Origin of the sequence: Frateuria sp. GZRe14 (genome assembly GCF_051900395.1) — a bacterium.
Taxonomy (GTDB): domain Bacteria; phylum Pseudomonadota; class Gammaproteobacteria; order Xanthomonadales; family Rhodanobacteraceae; genus Frateuria_A; species Frateuria_A edaphi.
In genome coordinates, this window is record NZ_JBHZGJ010000001.1 from 1,398,138 (window position 1) to 1,419,815 (window position 21,678).

Sequence of the window (21,678 nt, forward strand, 5' to 3'; positions counted from 1 at the left end):
GATCATGGCCACCCCCTCGCTAAGCACGCTCATCGATGCCTACCAGTCGGGCGAGCTGTCGTTGCCGGTGTTGCTGGTCGACGCATTGGCCGAGCGCGGCGCGGTTCCCGCGGACCAGCACGTGGACGAGCTGCGCTGGCTCGCTCGCATGCGCGAGGAGGGCAGCCTCGATGCGGGCGTGGTGCAACGGGTGAGCGAGCGCCTGGAGGCGTTGCAGCGTGCCGGCGACGAAGTCGCGTCGGTCCTGGCCATGGCCGATGCCGACGAGGCGACCTGCGTCATGCCGTCGACCCGGCCGACATCGACCGGCGCGGCTGCCGACCAGGCGACCGTGGTCAAGCCGGCTACCCGGCCAGAATCCACCCGCACCGGTGCTACCGGCTCGCGCACTGCCGGCGGTACCGGCAGCGTCGACGCTGCCGGCTGGCAGCAGCTGGCCGGTGTGGCCGATGGCGAGCAGGCGACGATCGGCATGTTGCTCAAGGGCCGATTCCTGATCGAGCGGGAGATCGGCCGCGGCGGCATGGGGGTGGTGTTCCTGGCGCGCGACGAGCGCAAGGTGGAGGCCCGCGACCGCGATCCCTACGTCGCGGTGAAAGTGCTGAACGACGAGTTCCGCCGTCATCCCGATTCGCTGATCGCGCTTCAGCGCGAATCGCGCCGCTCGCAGCAACTGGCGCACGACAACATCGTGCGCGTCTACGACTTCGACAAGGACGGCACCATCGTCTTCATGACGATGGAGTACGTCGATGGCTCGGACCTCAAGACGCTGATCCGCGAGAGCGCTTTCCGCGGCTTGCCGCTGGCCAGGGCAAGACCGTTCATCGAGGGCATGGCGCGGGCGCTCAAGCGCGCGCACGACGCCGGCGTGGTGCACTCGGACTTCAAGCCGGGCAACGTGATGGTCACGCGCGAGGGCATGCCGAAGGTGTTCGACTTCGGCATCGCGCGCGCCGGCAAGCAGCCGGGCGAGGTCGCCGAGGACCAGACGGTGTTCGACGCCGGCCGGCTCGGCGCGCTCACGCCGGCCTATGCCAGCCTGGAAATGATCCAGGGCCGGCCGCCGCAGCCCACCGACGACATCTACGCGCTGGGTTGCGTCGCCTTCGAACTGCTCACCGGCAAGCACCCGTTCGACAAGGTGAGCGCCGAGGTGGCGATGCGCGAAGGGCGCAAACCGCCGGTCGTGCCCGGGCTGACCCGTCGCCAGTACAAGGCGTTGTGCGATGCCGTGGCCTTCACTGCCGACAAGCGCCTCAAAAGCGCCGACCTGCTCGTCGAGGGCTTGCGCGACATCGCCCTGGGCGAGCGTCTGGGACGGCCGCTGGCGTGGACGGCGGTCGGTGTCCTGCTGCTGGCGGTCGGTGGCTGGGTCGCGATCGGCCAGTGGCGCGCGCGCCAGGTCGCCGAGGTTGCGGCGCGATTCCAGCCGGCCGACCCGCAACACTTCAGCGACGAAGCCGAGGCCACCGCCGCCCTCGATCAACTGGGCGAGGACGGACGCAAACGACTGATGCTCGACCAGGGCGACCAGGTCCAGCGATTCCTGCTCGGACGCGTCGATGCCTACTGGAACCCCGCGCAGGGGCGACGCGATTACGCGGCGGCCGAGCGGGTTTTCGCAGTGCCCGCGCGGCTGCACCTGTTCCTGCCGCGGCTGGATCTCAGGCGCGCCGCCGTGGAGAAGGAGAAGCAGGAGCTGGACCGGCCTGCCGCGGTGAAGGCCGCGCCAGCGCCGCCGCCGCAGGTGCGCACGCCGCCGTCGCCGGTCCCGCAGCCGGAAGCCAGGCCGCCGGTGACCGCGCAGGCCTCGATCCCAGCGAAGACGACGCCCACCGAAAAGCCGCCGGTCTCTGCGCAGCCTCCCGTCGCTTCCACGCGCATGCAGGAAGTCGCCGCGGGCCTGCTGCGCGAGGGCGAGCGCAACTTCTCGCAGCAGAACTACTCCGCCGCCATCGCCAACGCCAAGGCCGCGCTGCAGGTGAATCCGGGCGATGCGGACGCCAGACGCCTGTTGCGCCGCGCCCAGCAGGCGCAGCAGAAGGCCATGAACAGCATCTCGATCAACTGAGGAGGGACTCGCCATGCATGACGGAATCCGCGGTATCAGCCTTCTGGGTGCAGCTTGCGTGCTCGCCCTGGTGAGCGGTTGCGCGCAGATGGGCGGGCTGGGGATGCCCGCCGCCGACACCGCCCGCACGAACGCCAGCGAACCGGCGTCGCCCGAATGCAACCCGGCGGTGGGCGGTGCCATCGGCGCGCTGGCCGGCTCGATGTTCGGCAAGGGCAAGGGCCACCTGGCCGGCGCCGCGATCGGCGCCGGCATTGGCGCGTTCGCCTGCGTCGCCTACAACTACCACGCGCGCAAGGTCAGGGACGCGCGTTCGGTCGAAGACCAGTACCGCCACGACCGCGGCGCCCTGCCGGCCAGCAACACCATCAGCGCCTACCAGACCGCGCTGCTGCCTGGCGAGACGGTCCGCTCCGGCAGCAAGGCGGCGATGCAGTCGCGCGTCACGCTGGTGCGAGGCACGCATGACGTGGCGCCGCAACTGAAGGAACAGTTGACCCTGTTCGCGCCCGACGGCCGCCAGCTGACCACCGTGACCAAGGACGCTACCGCCATCGACGGCACCGGCGAGTACGAGACCAATTTCGATTTCAACCTGCCCAAGGGCATCCAGGACGGTCGCTACACGATGCGTTCGGCGCTCTACATGGATGGCCAGCAGGTGCGCACCAACGAAGTCCCCATGCTGGTGGTCAGCTGACCGGATCACCCGCGCACGCCGCCGTAACCGCGCGCCTGTCGCACCGACGAAGAGCTTTGCATGAACACGCTTGCCGAACTGATCGCCGCCTTCCGCAACGGCCACCTGCCGCTCCCCGTGCTGCTCGATGCACTGGGCCGCCGCGGCTCGGTGCCGGAGGATCGCCACCACGACGAACTCGCGCTGGTGCGCCGCCTGCACGACGAGGGCGAACTGGATGCGGAGATCGGCCGCGTGTTGCTGGACCGGCTGATGGCGGCGCAGGTCGTGGCCGAGGACATCCCGGTGACCGACGATGCCACGGTGGTGGCACCGGCCGGGGCGGTCATGGAGGGCGATGCCACGATGGTGGTCCCGGCCCCCGTCGCCCGCGTTGCGTCCGAAGCGATCGGCGACGCGACCGTGGTGATGCCAGCCTCGCGTCCCCCCGCGCCGCCGCCGTCAGTCGACGAAGCGACCTTGGTGATGCCCGCCTCGCGCGGCCAGGCGATCGACGACGCGCAGTCCACAGGCACCCAGTCCACAGGCACCCATTCCGGCACGCACTCGGGCAACAGCGCCAGCTGGGAGCGCCTGGCCGGTGCCGAGGGCGGCGACCACGCGCACGTCGGCATGCTGCTCAAGGGCCGCTTCCTGCTCGAGCGCGAGATTGGCCGCGGTGGCATGGGCGTGGTGTTCCTCGCCCGCGACGAGCGCAAGGTCGAGGCGCGCGACCGCGATCCCTACGTCGCGGTTAAAGTGCTGAACGACGAATTCCGCCGCCATCCCGATTCGCTGATCGCGCTGCAGCGCGAATCCCGACGCTCGCAGTCGCTGGCGCACGACAACATCGTGCGCGTCTACGACTTCGACAAGGACGGAACCATCGTCTTCATGACGATGGAATACGTCGACGGTTCGGACATGAAGGCGCTGATCCGCGAGCGCGCCTACAACGGCATGCCGCTGGCCAAGGCCCGCCCGCTGATCGAGGGCATGGCCTGGGCGCTCAAGCGGGCGCACGCTGCCGGCGTGGTGCACTCGGACTTCAAGCCCGGCAACGTGATGGTCACGCGCGACGGCGTGCCGAAGGTCTTCGACTTCGGTATCGCGCGCGCCGGCAAGCATATGGGCGAGGCGGTCGGCGAACAGACCGTGTTCGACGCCGGCACGCTGGGCGCGCTCACGCCCGCCTACGCCAGCCTTGAGATGATCCAGGGCGACGAGCCGACGCCGAGCGACGACCTGTACGCGCTGGGTTGCGTGGCGTTCGAGCTGCTCACCGGCAAGCACCCGTTCGACAAGGTGAGCGCCGAGGTGGCGATGCGCGAAGGACGCAAGCCGCCGCTCGTGCCGGGGCTGACCCGTCGCCAGTACAAGGCGCTGTGCGATGCGGTGGCGTTCCGCGGGCAGGATCGGCTGCGCACGGCGCAGGACTTCGTCGAGGGCCTGCGCGAGGTCGGCCTGCGCGAGCGCATCGGCCCGTACCTGGCCTGGGGCGCCGGCGCGCTGGTGGTCCTGGTCGCCGGCGGCTGGGGCGGAACGCAGTACCTGCACCAGCGCAAGGTGGCGCAGGTGATCGCCCGTTTCGCACCGGGCGACGCACACCGCTACGCCGACGAAGCCCAGGCCGTGGCCGCGCTGGACACCCTCGGCGAGGAGGAGCGCAAGCGCCTCGTGCTCGACCAGAGCGATCTCATCCAGCGCTTCCTGCTGACCCGCCTGGATGCCTACTGGAATCCCGCGCAGGGCCGTTACGACTACACCCACGCGCAGCAGCTGTTCGCACTGCGCGACCAGCTCAAGCTGTACTCGCCCGAGCTGGACATCCGCCGCAGCGCGATGGACCAGCAGAAGAACGAGCTGCTCAACAGCCTCGACACCCAGCTCGCCCAGCGCATCGAGGCAGGCGCGATCTTCGCCGGCCAGCCGGACAACGCCATCGAGACGCTGGAGAAGATCCGCGCCATCGACCCGACCAGCAGCCTGCTCAAGAACGCCGAGCTGGAACTCAAGTACGACATCGCCATCGGCGATGCGATGGCGCAGCACCACGGCGATCAAGCCGCCGCGCACCTGAAGCAGGCGCTGGCGCTGTTCCCCGACTCGGCCCGCCTGCAGCGCCGGAAGGCCCAGCTCGATGCGATGGGCACGGGCGCTGCCGTGGCGACCACCCCGACGGCCGCCGCGGCGACCAGCCTGCCCGAGGCGCGCACCGCCCTGGCCGCGCTGATCGCCCACCCGGAAGCGAGCGCCGACTGGCAGCGCCAGGTCGCCACCGCGGTGGCGCCGCTCAAGGGCGATGCTTCGCCGCAGACCCGTGCGCTGGTCGACCAGCTGGCCACCGCCATCGCCCAGGTTGCCGACCAGCAGACCGATGCACTGCACCTGCCGCAGGACCAGGCGCTGGTCGATTTCGGCCTTACCGTGGCGCCGCAGTCGACCGCGCTCAAGAGCGAGCACGATCGCCTGGCCGCGCTGGACAAGCAACAGCAGGACCGCCTGGCGCAGGAAAGCGCGGCAGCCGAGGTCACCGCACGCATCGAGTCGGTCAAGCGGGCCGCCGCGGCGGGCGATACCGGCAAGGCGCAGGAATCGCTGGTGCGCATCCGCACGCTGGCGCCACAGCATCCGTTCCTCGCCAGCGAAGGCCCGCAGCTGCTGGCCGACGCCTACCTCGGCCAGGCCCGCGAGGCCTTCCGCAAGGGTCGCTACCAGGCCGCCGCCGATGTGCTTACGCGCGCCACCGGCCTGCTCGGCCAGCGCGCCGATCTCGCCAAGGCCAGCGCCCGCTATGGTCTGGCGGCCGATCTGGTGAAGGCGCGTGGCCAGGCCGTTGCCTCGACCGATCTCGATCGCATGCGCAGGCAGTTGGCGCAGGTGAAGCATGCCGATGCCGACGCGCTTGCCGCGCTCGAGGCGGACATGAAGCTGCGCGGCCAGTTGGGTGAAGGTTCGCTGGCGGCCCTGCTGGATTCGCTCAAGCCCGCCACGGGTCCGTCCGCCACCCCAGTCTTGCCGACCGCCGCACCGACGCCGGCCAGCGGCAACACCACGACACCGGCCACGGACCACGCGCCGGCAGCTGGCCAGCCTATGGCCGCGGCGGGGAAGGGCAGTCCCGCGGTCATCCGTCCGGCCCCGGCGACCGCCACCGCCGGACCCTCATCCGATCCGTGCGCCGCTCCCGACCTGGTCGGCGCCGGCCGCGCCTGCTTCGACACCATCGACGGCAAGCGTGGCCCCGCGCTGGTGGTGGTGCGCGCCGGCGGCAGGACGCTGGCCATGACCCGTTCGGAAATCACCATCAACGAGTACAACCGCTACTGCGCGGCCACCGGCAAGTGCAGCGCCATCACGCTGGAAGACCGCTCCGCGGGCAGCCTGCCGGTCAGCAACATCAGCGTGGCCCAGGCGCGCGCCTACGCGGCGTGGCTGGGGAGCGCCAGCGGCCACGTCTACCGGCTGCCGACCGATGCCGAATGGCTGGCCGCCGCGCGCGCCGGCGGCGGCTGGAAGCAGGCCACGGACAGCAACTGCATCCCGCCTACCGCTGGCGCCGACGACGGTAGCGGGGCACCGATCGCCGCGCGCGGCCGCAGTCCCAACCCGTGGGGCCTGATCAACCTGACCGGCAACGTCTGGGAATGGGTGGATGGGGGCGCTGCGGTGCGTGGCGGTAGTTACACAAGCTACTGGTCCGACTGCACCGTCGACAGCCGTCGCGCCGACGGCGGCGGCGCGCAGAAGGACGTGGGCCTGCGCCTGGTAAGGGAGGTGCCATGAACGAGCGCGAGCAGACCGTCAATCGGGACCTGAGCCTGCTCGACGAGGCCCACTACGGCGGCCGCATCGCGCGCGCCGAGTACCGGGCGCGCCGGCGCAATGTGCTGGCCGCCCTGCGCGACAGCCACGGCATCACTGCCCGGAAAGCCTTGGTGCAGCCGCCGCGCCCCGCGGACGCTCGGGTCGACGAGGACATGTTGCCGGTGCTGCTGGGCGGCGGAGCACGCTCGAGCCGGATGTTGCTGGCCGTGTTTGCCGCCGGTGCGCTGGTGTGCGCCCTGTTGCTCGGCCTGCTCTTTTTTGCTGCCTGAAATGTGAATGCCTGATGAGCAAATCGTGAACGAAAACGGCCTCTGATGGGCGGTTTTGTTGACGCAGTTCGCACTACTGGGTGAGGGCTCGTGTTTGCACGCGGCCCGCCAGCGGCCGGGCCTGAAACCCGGCCGTTGGCGCTGATGCGGTCCGCCGGCAACCGGCACCGCGCCAAGGAACCGGTCATCAAGAGGGGAATGTCGTGCGGATTGCTTGCCTCGCAGCAGCGGTGGCCCTTGCCTTGGCGGGCGGGGATGCCTGGGCCCAGGCCTCGCCACCCCCGGCACCGGTCCCCGCGCCGGCGCAGGACATCCTCGTCAGCGGCGTGCCGACCGAGGGGCCGCAGGCGACCCAGGTACAGGCGCTGATCCAGTCCGAATACCAGCAGGCGTTGGCGACCGCAGGTGCTTCCTCGCTCGACGCGGGCCAGCTGCAGGCGGCCGCCGTGCTGATCACCACCCGGCTGCACGCAGCCGGCTATCCCGAGGCCCACGCCTACCTGCCGGGACAGGTCCTCGCGGTGCACCTGGGTGCCGGTCCGACGCCCGCCGCGACCGTGGCGCAAGCCCTGGCAACGCCCACGGCGCCTGCGCCCGAGGCCGCCGCCCCTGCCGCGGCGGTACCGCCGTTGCGCGAGCGCGAAGCGGCCGGGGCACAGGAGCAGACCCTCACCGTGCACGGCTTCCGCGTGCAGGGCGTGGGTGACCATCCGGAGGACGGCATCACCCCGACGACCGTGCAGGCGATGGCCGATGAACAATTCGCCACGCTCACCGGAGGTTCCGGCAAGCCGGTCCAGGCCAACTTCAGCCAGTTGCAGCAGGTGGCCGACCGCATCACCGATCGCTATCGCAAGGCTGGCTACATCGTGGCCACCGCGTTCGTGCCCGCGCAGGACGTAGGCAACGACGGCATCGTGAAGTTGGGCGTACTGGAAGGCACGATCGGCAAGGTCGTGGTCAAGGGCACCTCGCGCTACCGGCCGGGCGTGATCGCCGCGCCGGCCGAGAAGCTCAAGGGCCAGCCGCTGCGCAAGCAGGACATCGACTCGGCGCTTCTCTACGCGCGCGACCTGCCCGGCGTGACGGTGTCCTCCACCTTCCAGCCAGGCGCGAAGACCGGCCAGACCGACCTGGTGATGGTCGCGCACGAGGCCAAGCGCCCGTTCACCTTCACGCTCGGCGGCAACAACTACGGCACGGAACTCACCGGCCGCTATCGCGCGCAGGCTGGCGCGGCGTGGAACAGCCCGCTGGGCATCGGCGACCAGCTCACCGCCAACGTCGACTACGCACTGGACCCGCACAGCAACGTCTACTACGCGCTGGGCTACCGCGCGCCCACCGTGGTGGTGCCCGGCCTGAGCGGCGTGATCGGCGCCACCCGCAGCGAACTGCAGATCAACAGCGGCGCCTTCGCCGACCTCAAGGTCCGCGGACCGACGTCCTCGACCTACGCCGGCGCGGACTGGAAATTCGTCAACACCGACGACGTCGCGGTGCAGACATCATTGCGCTACATCCGCGAGAAGTCGCAGCTCGGCGCGCTCGGCGTGAAGCTCTCGGACGAGCGCTTCGACGTGGCCGAACTGGGCTTCGGCCTGCAGCGTACCGACCAGCGCCTGCGTGGCCTGGACGTGGTGCAGGGCAGCCTGCGCAAGTCGGTGCGCGACGATTCGGTCGCGCCGGACCTGGTCAGCCCCGACCACGACAGCAACTTCCTGCTGGCGCGGCTCTCGTACACCCGCCTGCAGTTCCTGACCCGCTCGCAGCGGCTCTACTTCAAGCTGGGCGGCCAGTACACGCGCGACGCATTGCCGCCGCTGGAGCAGTTCGTGATCGGCGGCCCGGACAGCGTGCGCGCCTATCCGATCGCCGACGCGCTCACCGACCGCGGCTGGTACGGCTCGCTGGAATACCACATCGACGCGCCCGGCCTGGGCGATCGCGTCTCGCCGTTCTACGACCGGCCCTGGCGCGAGTTGCTGGAAGTGGAAGTGTTCTACGACTTCGGTCGCGGCTACGCCTCGAACCACCGCGACGGCAACAACCCGGTCGAACGGCTCGAGGGCATCGGCGCAGGGCTGATCTTCCGCATCCCGCGCTTCCACCATTTCGAGTTCCGCCTGGACGCCTCGGTACCCACCGGCAGCCGCGACGCCTCGGACAAGAGCGGCTACCACGTGTATTCGCGCTTCGGCTTCACCTTCTGACGGGCCATACCCATGCACACCACCCGCGCGACTTCCCGCAAGGACTCCCTCGCCAGCCTGCGCCGCAAGGCATTGCCGCTGAGCCTGTCGCTGCTGTTGTGCGGCGCGCTCGCCAGCACACCGGCCCAGGCCGGCGGCGGTGTGGGCCGGACCACGACGCCCACCGGCGGCGTCGTCATCGGCGGCAGCGGCAGCATCCTGCAGGATGGCGCCAACGTGGTGATCAACCAGGCCAGCGACAAGCTGGTGCTGAACTGGCAGAGCTTCAACCTGGGCCAGGACGCGCTGGTGCGCTTTAACCAGCCGGGCACGTCGGCGGTCGCGCTCAACCGCATCCTGGACCAGAACGCGAGCCAGATCTTCGGCCAGATCAGCTCCAACGGCCAGGTGTTCCTCATCAACACCCACGGCATCATCTTCGGCTCGACCGCGCAGGTGAACGTGGGCGGCCTGGTGGCCAGCACGCTTGACCTGACGCCCACCGATTTCCTGTCCAACCACTTCAACCTCAACGCTGTCGGCGGCGGCGCGGGCATCGTCAACCATGGCACGCTCGCCGCGGCGAGTGGCGGCTCGATCAGCCTCATCGGCGGCAGCGTCGCGAACGACGGCGTGATCCTGGCCAACTATGGCCGGATCAACCTCGACGGCGCCGAGCATGCGGTGCTGGATTTCGACGGCAACGGCTTGATCAACGTCCAGATCACCGGCGAGCTCAAGCAGCGCCTCGATGCCAAGGCCGCGGTAAGCAACGCTGGCACGCTGCAGGCCGACGGCGGCACCGTGGTGCTCGAGGCGGCCGCGGCGCGCGACCTGTTCACCAACTTGGTCAACAACTCCGGCGTGATCGATGCCGGCGCGATCAGCCATGACGGCGGCGTGGTGCGCCTGGTCGCCCGCGGCGGCGACACCGTCAACAGCGGCCGCATCGACGCGACCGGGGCGCAGGGCGGCAGCATCCAGTTGCTGTCGGATCGCAACGTGGGCGTGACCGGCGGCAGCATCGATGCGTCCGGCACCTACGACGGCGGCGACATCCGCGTGGGCGGCGGCTGGCAGGGCGGCGAAGGGCTGCAGACGGCCGATGCCGTCTACGTGGCCGACGACGCCACGCTCAAGGCCGACACCACGCGCAACGGCGACGGCGGCTCGGTGGTGGTGTGGGGCAACCACGTCAACAACTTCTACGGCAGCATCAGCGCGCGCGGCGGCGCCAACGGCGGCGACGGCGGCCGGGTGGAAACCTCCTCCCACGACGGACTGAACGCGCAGGGCCACGTCGACGCCTCGGCGGCGCACGGCAAGATGGGCAGCTGGTTGCTCGATCCCTACAGCGTCACCATCAGCAGCGCCGCGGACAGCAAGACGTCGTCCGGGCCGATCTACACCCCGAACGGCAACAACTCGGTGGTCAACGCCGGTGGGATCGGCACCGCGCTGACCGGCGGCACCAGCGTCTATGTCTTCACCAACACCGCGGGCGGATCGCAGAACGGCGACATCACCGTCGACGCGCCGATCACCGCGAGCGGGGCGGGCCAGCTCTACCTGCAGGCCTACGGCAGCATCTACGTCAACGACAACATCACCGCCGCGGCCGGCCAGTCGCTGGATGTCCACCTGTGGGCGAACTACGCGGGAACGGGGGGCGCCAATACCTACACCAAGGGTTCATGCACCACCGCCTGCGTGGTGACCATTGGCGACACCGCCGCCGCCACGATCGACACGCATGGCGGGCTTGTCGACATCCTGACCTCCGGCGCGGTGAGGATCGGCAACAGCACCAACACCGCGACCATCAAGGCCACGACGCTCACCATCGGCAGCGCCACGAACAAGGTCGGTTCGATCAGGGAAGGCACCAACGGCAGCATCGCCGCCACCACGGTCAACGCGCGTTCCAACAGCAGCATCACGCTGGCCAACGGCGGCAACGCGATCGGTACGGCCAACCTCTACGGCGGCACCACGCAGATCACCGACAGCACCGACCTGGTACTGGGCACGGTGGCGACCGGCAATCTCACCGCCACCACCACGGGCACGCTGGCCTTCGGTGGCGGCACCATCAACGGCAACCTCACGGCGACCAGCAGTGGCGACATCAGCCAGAGCGGCGCGCTCACGGTCACCGGCACGTCGAACTTCAGCGCCGGCACGGGCCTGATCACGCTCACCCAGGCCAACAACGATTTCCAGGACGCGGTGAGCCTCAGCGGCGGCGCCGCCCAGATCACCGACAAGAACGCCCTGGTGCTGGATGCGGTGAGCACCGATGGCCTTGCCGCCACCAGCACCGGCGCGTTGTCCCTGGGCACCGGCACGGTTTCCGGCAACCTGGCCGCCACGAGCAACAACGGTGCAATCACCCAGGCCAGCGGCGGCCTGGCCGTCACGGGTACCAGCATCATCGATGCCGGCACCGGCGACGTCACGCTCACCGATGCTGGCAACGACTTCAGCGGCATCGTCACGCTCACCGGTGGCACCACGCAGATCGCCAGCAACGGGGCGCTGTCCCTCGGCGCGCTCGACACCGGCGACCTCACGGTCGACAGCGGCGACGTGCTGGTCTTCGCCGGCGGCAACGTCGATGGCAACCTCGACGCCGCCGCCGCGGGCAACATCAGCCAGAGCGGTGCGCTCGACGTCACCGGCACCTCCCGGTTCGCTTCCGGCAGCGGCACCATCACGCTGACCCAGTCCGCCAACGCGTTCGGCGGTGCGGTGAGCCTGACCGGTGGCGCGGCACAGATCACCAGCGGCGGCGCGCTGACGCTCGGTACGCTCGCGACCACTGACCTCACCGCCACCAGCACCGGGGCGCTCGACCTGGGCCAGGGCACGGTGGATGGTGCGCTTGCGGCCACCAGCAACGATGGCGCGATCACCCAGGACGGTGCGCTCGCTGTCACCGGCACCAGCACGCTGGATGCCGGCACCGGCGCGATCACGCTGGCCGAGGGCGGCAACATCTTCACCGGCGCGGTGAGCGCCACCGGCAGCGACGTATCGCTGCAGTCGTCCGGCGACCTCACCGTGGCCGCGTTGACCAGCGGCACGGACGGATCGGTGAGCCTGGTCGCGGGTGGCTCGCTGTTCCTGCCGACGATGGCCATCGATACCGGGCTCGGCGATCTCACGCTCGCCGCCAACGGTGGCAGCCTGGGCATCAACGGCAACCTGAGCGGCGCCAACGTGTCGCTGGCCAGCAGCTCTGGTCTGACGCTCGCCTACGACGTCATCGCCACTGGCACGCTCAGCCTGGCCAGTAGTACCGGGGCGATCTCCCAGACCGCCGGCACGCTTGACGTCGGCGGCACCAGTGCGATCGACGCGGCCGGCGACATCACGCTGACCGGCAGCGCCAATAACTTCCAGGATGCGGTGAGCCTCAGCGGCGGCGACGTACAGATCAACGGCGCCGGGGCGCTGGCGCTTGGGACGCTTGCCACCGGCGACCTGACGGTCACCAGCACGGGCGCCCTGACCCTGGGCACCGGCACGGTCGGCGGCAACCTCGTCGCCACCAGCGGCGGTGCCATCGACCAGGCCAGCGGCGGCCTCGCCGTGAGTGGAACCAGCAGCATCGATGCCGGTACCCACGCCATCACGCTCACCGACACCGGCAACGATTTCGGTGGCGCCGTGAGCCTCACCGGCGCCGCCGTCGCCATCACCGACAGCAACGCGCTGGCGCTGGGCACGCTCGCCACCGGCGCGTTGACCGTGACCAGCACCGGCGCGCTCGACCTCGGCCAGGGCACGATCGGCGGCGGTCTCTCGGCCACCAGCAACGATGGCGCGATCAGCCAGAGCGGTGGCCTCACCGTCAGCGGTTCGAGCGACATCGACGCGGGCGCGGGCGCCATCACGCTCGACAACGCCGCAAACAGTTTCGCCGGAACGGTCAGCCTGACCGGTGGCGCCACTCGGCTCACCAGCAGCGGCAATCTCGCACTCGGCACGCTCGCCACCGGCGACCTCACGGTGGTCAGCGCGGGCACGCTGGGTTTTGCCGGCGGCAGCGTCGGCGGCAACCTCGACGCGACCAGCACGGGCGCCATCAGCCAGACCGGTGCGCTGGATGTGTCCGGCACTTCGAGCTTCGACGCAGGCACGGGCGCCATCACGCTCACCCAGGCCAACAACGAATTCGGCGGCGCGGTCAGCCTGACCGGCGGGACCACCCAGATCGTGGACCGCAATGCGCTGGTGCTGGGCACGCTGGCCACCGGTGACCTGACCGCGACCAGTCACGGCACCCTCAATCTCGGCAAGGGCAGCATCGGCGGCAACCTCGTCGCTGCCAGCAACGGGGGCGCGATCACCCAGGCCACTGGCGGTCTCGCCGTCGGCGGCAGCACGGCGATCAACGCCGGCAGCGGCGCGATCACATTGAACGACGCGGCCAACGACTTCGTCGGCAGCGTGAACCTGACAGGCGGCGCCACGCGGATCACCGACGCGAATGCCCTGAGCCTGGGCACGCTGTCGACCGCGAACCTGACCGCCATCAGCCATGGCGCGCTGAACCTGGGGAGCGGCACCGTCGGAGGCAACCTGACCGCTACCAGCAACGATGGCGCGATCAGCCAGGCGGGCGGCCTGACCGTCAACGGCACAAGCGCGATCAGCGCGGGCAACGCCGCGATCGCGCTCACCGCTCCGGGCAACGACTTCATCGGGGCGGTAAGCCTGTCCAACAGCGGCGCCAACAACGTCGCGCTGGACAACGGTACGAACGCGCTGGTGCTGGGCACCTCGAACGTCGGCAGCGGCACGCTGTCGCTGGCGGGCGGCGGCGTCAGCCAGGTCGGAGGCATCAGCCAGGCCGTGGGCGCTGGCGCGGTGACCCTTACGGCCGGCGGCGGAGCGCTGGTTCTGGGCGACGCCGGCAACGACTTCACCGGTACGGTCGATGCACAGGGCACGTCCGTCTCGCTGCGCACCCTCGGCGACCTGCACATCGTCGGCATGGATGTCGCCACCAATGGTTCGCTGAGCCTCGTCGCTGGCGGCGCGCTGGACCTGGCCTCGTTCGGCGCCATCAATACCGGCACCGGCGACCTCACGCTGAGTGCGGGCGCCGGCCTGGCCACGAGCGCCGATCTGAGCGGCCACAACGTGTCGCTGACCGGCGGCACGGGCCTGACTCTCAGCGGCAACGTCAACGCCAGCGGCACTCTCTACCTGGGCAGCACCAACGCGGCGATCAGCCAGACCGCCGGCGTGCTCTTCGTCGCAGGCGCCACCACCGTCGATGCGGGCAGCGGTACCGTCACGCTGGCCAGCATCGGCAACGATTTCCAGGGTGCGGTCAGCCTGACCGGCGGTGCCACGCAGATCGTCGATGCCAACGCGCTGACGCTGGGCACCTTGGCCACCGGCAACCTCACCGCCACCAGCACCGGCAACCTCGGCCTGGGCAAAGGTACGGTGGCCGGCACGCTGCAGGCGACCAGCAACGGTGGCGCGATCAGCCAGGCCAGCGGCGGCCTGACCGTCACCGGCGCCAGCACGCTCGATGCCGGCAGCGGCGCGATCACCCTGGCCGACGGCAACAACAATTTCGTTGGCACGGTGAGCCTCACCGGCGGCACCGCCCAGATCACCGACAGGAACGCGCTGTCCCTGGGTACGCTCGCCACTGCCGGGTTGACCGCCACCAGTACCGGCGCACTGGATCTCGGTGCCGGCACCATCAACGGCAACCTTGTCGCGTCGAGCAATGGCGGTGCGGTGACGCAGACCGGGGCGCTCACGATCGGCGGCACCAGCAACATCGATGCCGGCAACGGCGCGATCACGCTCGCCAACGTGGCCAACGATTTCGGCGGCGCGGTCAGCCTCGCTGGTGGCGTCACCCAGCTCGTCGATGCCAATGCGCTGACCTTGGGTACGCTGGACACCGCAGCCCTGACCGTCGCCAGCACCGGTGCGCTGAACCTGGGCAACGGCACCGTCGCCGGCAACCTCTCCGCCACCAGCAACGGCGGCGCGATCAGCCAGTCCGGCGCGCTGACCGTCACCGGCGCCAGCACGCTCGATGCCGGTGCCGGCGCCATCACCCTGACCAAGGTTTCCAACAACTTCGTGGGTGCGGTGACCCTGATTGGCGGCACCACGCAGATCGTGGATGAGAACGCGTTGACACTGGCCGCATTCGCTACCGGCAACCTGTCTGCCAGTAGCACCGGTACGCTGAATCTCGGCAACAGTTCTATTGGCGGCAATTTGTCGACCAGCAGCAACGGTGGCGCGATCATCCAGAGTGGCGCGTTAAGCGTAGCCGGCACGAGTGCAATCGATGCAGGCAGCGGCTCGATCACGCTGACCAATGCCACGAACGATTTCGCCGGCGCCGTAAGCCTTGCCGGCGGCGCGACGCAAATCGTGGATGCCAACGCGCTGACGCTGGGCGCACTCGCGACCGGCACCCTCGCCGTCAGCAACACCGGCGCCCTCAATCTGGGCAGCGGGTTCGTTGGCGCCAATCTATCGGCCAATAGCCATGGAGGTGCGATCAGCCAGGGCGGCGCGTTGGCCGTGACCGGCACCAGTACGATCGATGCCGGCAGCGGCACCATCATCCTGACAAACGCGTCGAACGATTTCACTGGCGCCGTCAGCCTCATAGGCGGCACCAGCGGGATTTACGACCGCAACGCACTGACCTTGGGGACGCTCTCGACCGGTGCACTCAGCGCCACCAGCACCGGCGCGCTCAACCTCGGCGGTGGATCTGTCGGCGGCAGTCTGGTGGCAAGCAGCAATGGTGGTGCGATCAGCCAGAGCGGCGCGTTGGCCGTGACTGGTGTCAGTGCGATCAATGCCGGCAGCGGCGCGATCACGTTGACCAACGCGACGAACGATTTCACCGGTGCCCTCAGCCTTACGGGCGGCACGACGCGTGTCACCGACGCCAATGCGCTGACGCTGGGCACGCTCGCGACCGGCACGCTCACCGCGAGCAACACCGGCGCCCTCAACCTGGGCAGCGGATCCATCGGCGGCAACCTGTCTGCTACCAGCAACGGTGGCGCGATCAGCCAGACGGGTGCACTGGCCGTGACGGGCACCAGCGCGATCGATGCCGGCAGCAGCGCCGTCACCTTGACCAATGCCTCCAACAACTTCGTGGGTGCCGTGAGTCTGGTTGGCGGTGCCGCGCAGATTGTGGATCTCAACGCCCTGACGCTGGGCACCTTGGCTACCGGCAACCTCGACGTCACCAGCACCGGCAACCTTGGCCTCGGCAAGGGAACGGTAGCTGGCACGCTGCGGGCGACCAGCAACGGTGGTGCGATCAGCCAGGCCAGCGGCGGCCTGACCGTTACCGGCGCCAGCACGCTCGATGCCGGCAGCGGTGCGATCACCCTGGCCGACAGCAACAACGAGTTCGGCGCGGTGGTGAACCTGGGCGGCAACAACGTCCAGATCACCGACAGAAACGACCTGTCCCTGGGCACGCTCGCTACCGGTTCGTTGACTGCCACCAGCACCGGCGCACTGAATCTCGGCGCCGGCAGCATCGGGGGCAACCTCGTTGCGGTGAGCAACGGCGGTGCGATCACGCAAAGTGGGGCACTTACCGTCAGCGGCACGAGCAACATCGATGCCGGCAACGGCGCGATCACGCTCACCAAGGCGGCCAATGACTTCAGCGATGCGGTCAGCCTGGCCGGCGGAATCACCCAGCTCGTCGACGCCAACGCGCTGATTTTGGGCACGTTGAACACCGGCACTCTGACCATCGCCAGCACCGGTGCGCTGAATCTGGGCAACGGCACGGTTGGCGGCAACCTGTCGGCGACCAGCAACGGTGGTGCGATCGGTCAGTCCGGCGCGCTGATCGTCACCGGAGGCAGCACGCTCGATGCCGGTACTGGTTCGATCACGCTGGCGAACGCGGGCAACGATTTCCAGGGCACCGTGGGTCTCACCGGTGCCGGTTTGTCCGTGCGCGACGCCAACGATCTGACCATCGGACCGCTGGCCGCCGCCGCCAACGACGACATCCGCCTCGTCGCGGGTGGCTCGCTGGTCCTGCCAGTATCGGCGATCGACACTGGTACCGGGGACCTGGTGCTCGCCGCCAACGGCGGCACGCTGGGCACGAAGGGCACGTTGAGTGGTGCCAACGTCTCGCTCAGCGGGCGTGACGGTTTGACTCTCGCGCACGACGTTACCGCCACCGTCAGGCTGACGCTCAACAGCGCAGCCGGCGCCGTCACCCAGACCGCCGGGGTGGTCACCGCCGCCACGCTCACCGGTAGCGCGTTCGGCAACGCAACGCTCGGTCGGGCCAACGCAATCTCCGCACTGAGTAGCTTCAGCGCCAACGGCTTGCTGCTGCGCACCAAGGGCGGCCTGACGATCAACGGCGCGGTGGTCGGCGGTGGCGGTGGCTTGGATATCGGCAGCGGCGGCCTGTTGAAGGTCGCGGCCGGCATCAGCGGCGACGACATCACCCTGCAGGGCGCAGGCATCAGCCAGAGCGCTGGCAGCATCGACGCCGGCACCGGCCAGCTCGAACTTACCTCCAGCGCGGGTATCGCCCAGACCGGAGGTTCGATCACGGCCGGCACGCTGATCGGCGACGCTACCGGCGGTGTCAGCCTTGCAGGCGCCAACCGCCTCGACCGCCTGGGCAGTTTCGACGCGGCGAACCTGTCGCTCACCAATGCGGAAGATCTGGTGCTGGTGGGACCCGTCACGACCAGCGGCGCCGCGTCGCTGACGATCGGCGGCGACCTGGCCATCAACGGCACGCTCGCCGCCGCCAGCACCTCGCTGGACGTGGACGGTGCGATCAGCGAAGGGACCAGTGGCAATATCGTCACAGGCACCTTGAGCGGCCAGGCAAGTGGCAATGTCAGCCTGGTCCGCAATAACCACGTCGGCGCCCTGGGCAACTTCGCGGCCGCCAATTTCGCGCTGACCAACGCCCAGGCGCTTGCGGTGAACGGCAGCCTGGACGTGGGAGCGGGCAGCATCACGCTGACCACCATCACCAGTGCCCTCAGCGTGAACTCCGCCCTCAACGGCGGCAGCATTGCGCTCGATTCTGCGGGCAACCTCGTGTTGGGCAAGGCCATCAAGGCAAACACGTTGAGCCTGAAGTCCGCTGGCTCGATCAGCCAAACCGCCAGCGGCTTGATCACCGCGGGCACGCTGAGCGGCCAGTCCGCTGGCGCCACCACGCTGAACCAGGCCAACGCGATCTCGACGCTGGGCAACTTCAGCGCCAACGTCTTCAGCCTCACCAGCACCAAGGCGCTGACGGTTGCCGGCACCGTCGACGGTGGCGCCAGCACTGCGCTCGCCTCGGGTGGCAACCTGCGCATCAACGGCATCGTGAAGGGAGGCGCCACGGACATCTCCGGCACCGGCACGATCAGCGAAGGCACGAGCGGCAACATCGTGGCCAATACGCTGACCGGAAAGGCTACGGGTGCTGTCACGCTGAATGGCCTCAACCACATCGGCACGCTGGGCAACTTCCAGGCCGCCGGTTTCAGCCTGTACGACGCGCAGAACCTACGCGTGTCGGGGACCGTCGACGGCGGCGCCAGCACCATGCTGGATATTGCCGGCAATCTGGTGATCGGCGGTGCCATCGAGGGCACCAGCACCCGGCTTAACGTGGCCGGAGCGCTCAGCGAAAACGGCGGTGGCCGCATCGTCGCCGACGCTCTGGTCGGGCACGTTACCGGCAGCGCCAGCCTTACGGGCAACAACGCGGTAGGCAGCCTGGGCAACCTCGATGCGGCTGGACTCAGTTTCACCAACACCAATGCGCTCACCATCGCCGGCACCGTCGATGGCGGCGCGAGCACGACGCTGACCACCAAGGCCGGCGGCCTCACCATCGATGGCGCTCTTGCCGGAAGTGCGACTACGCTCCACATCGCCGGGTCCATAGATCAATCAGGCCAGAGCCGCATCACGGCGGGTACGCTGACTGGCGAGGCCGGCAGCGACGTCGCGCTGGACGGCGATAACCGCGTCGACAAGCTGGGCGGTTTCAGCGCCAACGAATTCCGGTTCTCCAATGGCAAGGCTCTTGAGGTGGCCGGAGCGCTGACCGCCAACGGCGGGGCGATCGAGCTTTCCACAGGTGCTGGCGAGCTGGCCGTGAACGCTTCAGTGACCGGCGATACCATCGCGCTCGGTTCGGCCGGCGACCTGGCATTGGCCCAGGGCATTCACGGCGGCCGGGTGACCCTCGCATCCGGCGGCACGATCAGCCAGAGCGCCGGCGGCATCATCACCGCCGACAGCCTGAGCGGCCATTCGGCAGGCAGCACCACGCTGGACCAGGCCAACGCGATCGGAGCGCTCGACGGCTTCAGCGCGAGCGGCCTGACGATCACCACCAAGCGCGCGCTGACAGTGACCGGCACGGTCGATGGCGGTGGCAGCACCACGCTGACCACCGGTGGCAACCTGGCCATCAACGGTTCGCTGACCGGCGACACCACCACGCTGGCGGTCACCGGCAACATCAGCGAAGGCAGTCCGGGCAGCATCACCGCGCATACGCTGACCGGCCAGGCCAGCGGCGCCGTCGCGCTCACCGGCGCCAATCGCCTCGACACGCTGGGCGAGTTCAGCGCCGACGGCTTCACGCTGACCAATGGTCCGTCGCTCACCGTGACCGGGCCGGTCGACGGCGGCGCAAGCGTGAACCTGACCACCACCCGCGGCGACCTGCTGATCAACGGCAAGGTCAGCGGCAGGGCGACCCGGTTGGTATCCGCGGGCGCGATCACCGAGGGGCAGGGCGGCAGCATCGTGGCCGACACGCTCTCCGGGCAGGCGGGCGGCTACACCCAGCTCGGCACGGCGAGCAGCCCGCTCGCCAACTACATCGGCACCCTGGGCGGCTTCTCCTCGACGGCGGGCTTCAGCCTCACCAACGCACAGACATTGACCCTGGCGTCGGTCGGCGGCAGCACCTACACCGTCGATGCGGGCACCTCCTCGCTGTACCTGGGCGTGACCGGCGGCGACCTGCTGCAGATCGGTACCACGTGGCTGTACGACGGCGAGGGCACGTTCGCCTCGACCGGCCGCATCGGTACCTCTGACGCGCCCATCTACGTCACCGGCACCGGCCCGCAGGCGGTTGCGTTCGTCGGCCTGCCGCCGGCGTACTTCTATGCGGTCAACTCCGCGGGCAACCTGCTGCCGCTGACTGGCGGCGACAGCGTCAACGTGCCGACCTCGCTGTTCACCAGCCGCGCGCAGAATGCAAACAACCACACGGACGTCTATATCGATCCGAGCGTGATCTCGGCCAACTACCGTTCGTTCGGCATCGTGCCCTCCGGCATCCTGCTGCCTGCCGACCAGCAGGCCTGCGACCCGGAAATGGAGGAATGCGATGAATGAGGCGAGGCATCGCCTTCGCCAGCTGGCCGGATTCGCCCTGCTGCTGGCACTGGCAGCACCGGCGTCGGCCCAGTTGCCGCCGCGGCTGACGGCAGGCAGCGTCGCCGACCAGCTCGATGCCGCGCGGCAGCGGCTGGCCGGCCAGCCCGCGGCGGCGGCGACCGCGCAACAGTTGCAGGCGCTCGCGCAAAACCTGCGGGTCGCGTTGGCCAACCAGCTCGCGCAGCCGCTCACCGCGCTGGACGATCGCGCACGTGGACTGGTCCTGCGCGCACACGCGGCCGCGCAGCTGGCCGCCGACTTCGCCGACAGCACGGGAGGTTGTCGCGAGGGCGAGGCCGCATCCATGGCGAAGGCACTCGCGCTGTCGGTCCGCCAGCTGGCGCAGGCGCCCGCCGAAGGCAAGCCAATGCAGGCCACCATCGATCGGGTCGAAACCGCGGACCACGCGGCGCTGTTCGCCCTGCGTACGAAGGACAAACCCGTCGCGCTGGCGCTGGTCGGCAGCGAACTCCACGATCTGCAATGTCCCGATCCGCAGCTGAGTGCCACCGACGCCAACGGCACGACGCTGTCCGTGCAGCCGCGCATCACCAACGTGCTACCCACGCGGATCGAGTTCGAGTGGCCCGGAACCGCCGCGCTGGCAGCGGGGAGCTACGTACTGCACGCGCGGCCGCAGCACAAGGCGTTCCTGGTCGGGTGCAGCGCACAGCCGGAGGCCAGCGTCGCGGTGCAGGTCGTGCCCGCGCCGAAGTTCACCGTCGGCTATGCGCTGGATGCGGTGTGTGGTCGCGCCGCGCCGCGCACGGTGCCGCTGGGCAAGGGCACCTTGCCGCCACTGGACGGCTACGGCGCCACCGTGACCCAGGCCATCGACACGTCGGCCTGCGCCGATCCGGTCGCCTACCGTATCTCCGCGACGATCACCTATGCCGACGGCGCCAGCGCCAAGGCGGGGCCGTTCGAGCAGAGCGCGGACGCCAATGCGACCGTCGGTCTTCCCGGCGGGCTTTCGTTGAGCTGGGATCCTGCGGTACGCCAGCTGTTCGTGCGCTCAGGCGCGCCGATGTGCAAGGGCGTGCGCTGAGCTTTTGGCTTTCGCTCCCGCACGCGGTGAGCGGGGATGGTGTTGCAAGATGGCGACATTGTCTGTCGTTCCTGCGCGCCTTCCGCGAGCTGGGCCGGCCCAAAAAAAATGGCCAGAGAAGC

6 protein-coding genes and 1 pseudogene are annotated in these 21,678 nt (G+C 69.5%); all 7 read left to right on the forward strand.

The annotated features are described in order from the left end of the window. Positions 1-4: 4 nt before the first annotated feature. Positions 5-1,702 (forward strand): annotated as a pseudogene (locus tag ACFWZ1_RS06425) (serine/threonine-protein kinase); the annotation flags it as partial. A 385-nt stretch (positions 1,703-2,087) separates the two neighbouring features. Beyond that, on the forward strand, positions 2,088-2,774 hold the full coding sequence (locus tag ACFWZ1_RS06430) for a hypothetical protein (RefSeq protein ID WP_439665815.1): 687 nt from the start codon (positions 2,088-2,090) through the stop codon (positions 2,772-2,774). A gap of 60 nt (positions 2,775-2,834) precedes the next feature. Continuing rightward, positions 2,835-6,539, forward strand: a complete 3,705-nt coding sequence (locus ACFWZ1_RS06435; RefSeq protein ID WP_439665816.1) for a protein kinase domain-containing protein — start codon at positions 2,835-2,837, stop codon at positions 6,537-6,539. Continuing rightward, positions 6,536-6,850: a hypothetical protein gene (locus tag ACFWZ1_RS06440; RefSeq protein ID WP_439665817.1), complete on the forward strand. Its 315-nt coding sequence runs from the start codon at positions 6,536-6,538 to the stop codon at positions 6,848-6,850. The genes ACFWZ1_RS06435 and ACFWZ1_RS06440 overlap by 4 nt, the downstream gene beginning before the upstream one ends. 521 nt (positions 6,851-7,371) lie before the next feature. Beyond that, positions 7,372-9,063, forward strand: coding sequence for a ShlB/FhaC/HecB family hemolysin secretion/activation protein (locus ACFWZ1_RS06445; RefSeq protein ID WP_439666879.1), 1,692 nt, complete (start codon positions 7,372-7,374; stop codon positions 9,061-9,063). 12 nt (positions 9,064-9,075) lie between these two features. Continuing rightward, positions 9,076-20,466 carry a filamentous hemagglutinin N-terminal domain-containing protein gene (locus ACFWZ1_RS06450; protein WP_439665818.1) on the forward strand — a complete coding sequence of 3,797 codons (11,391 nt, stop codon included), beginning with the start codon at positions 9,076-9,078 and terminating at the stop codon, positions 20,464-20,466. Beyond that, positions 20,459-21,556 (forward strand): hypothetical protein, encoded by a 1,098-nt coding sequence (locus tag ACFWZ1_RS06455; protein ID WP_439665819.1) that lies wholly within the window; start codon positions 20,459-20,461, stop codon positions 21,554-21,556. The genes ACFWZ1_RS06450 and ACFWZ1_RS06455 overlap by 8 nt, the downstream gene beginning before the upstream one ends. Positions 21,557-21,678: the final 122 nt, after the last annotated feature.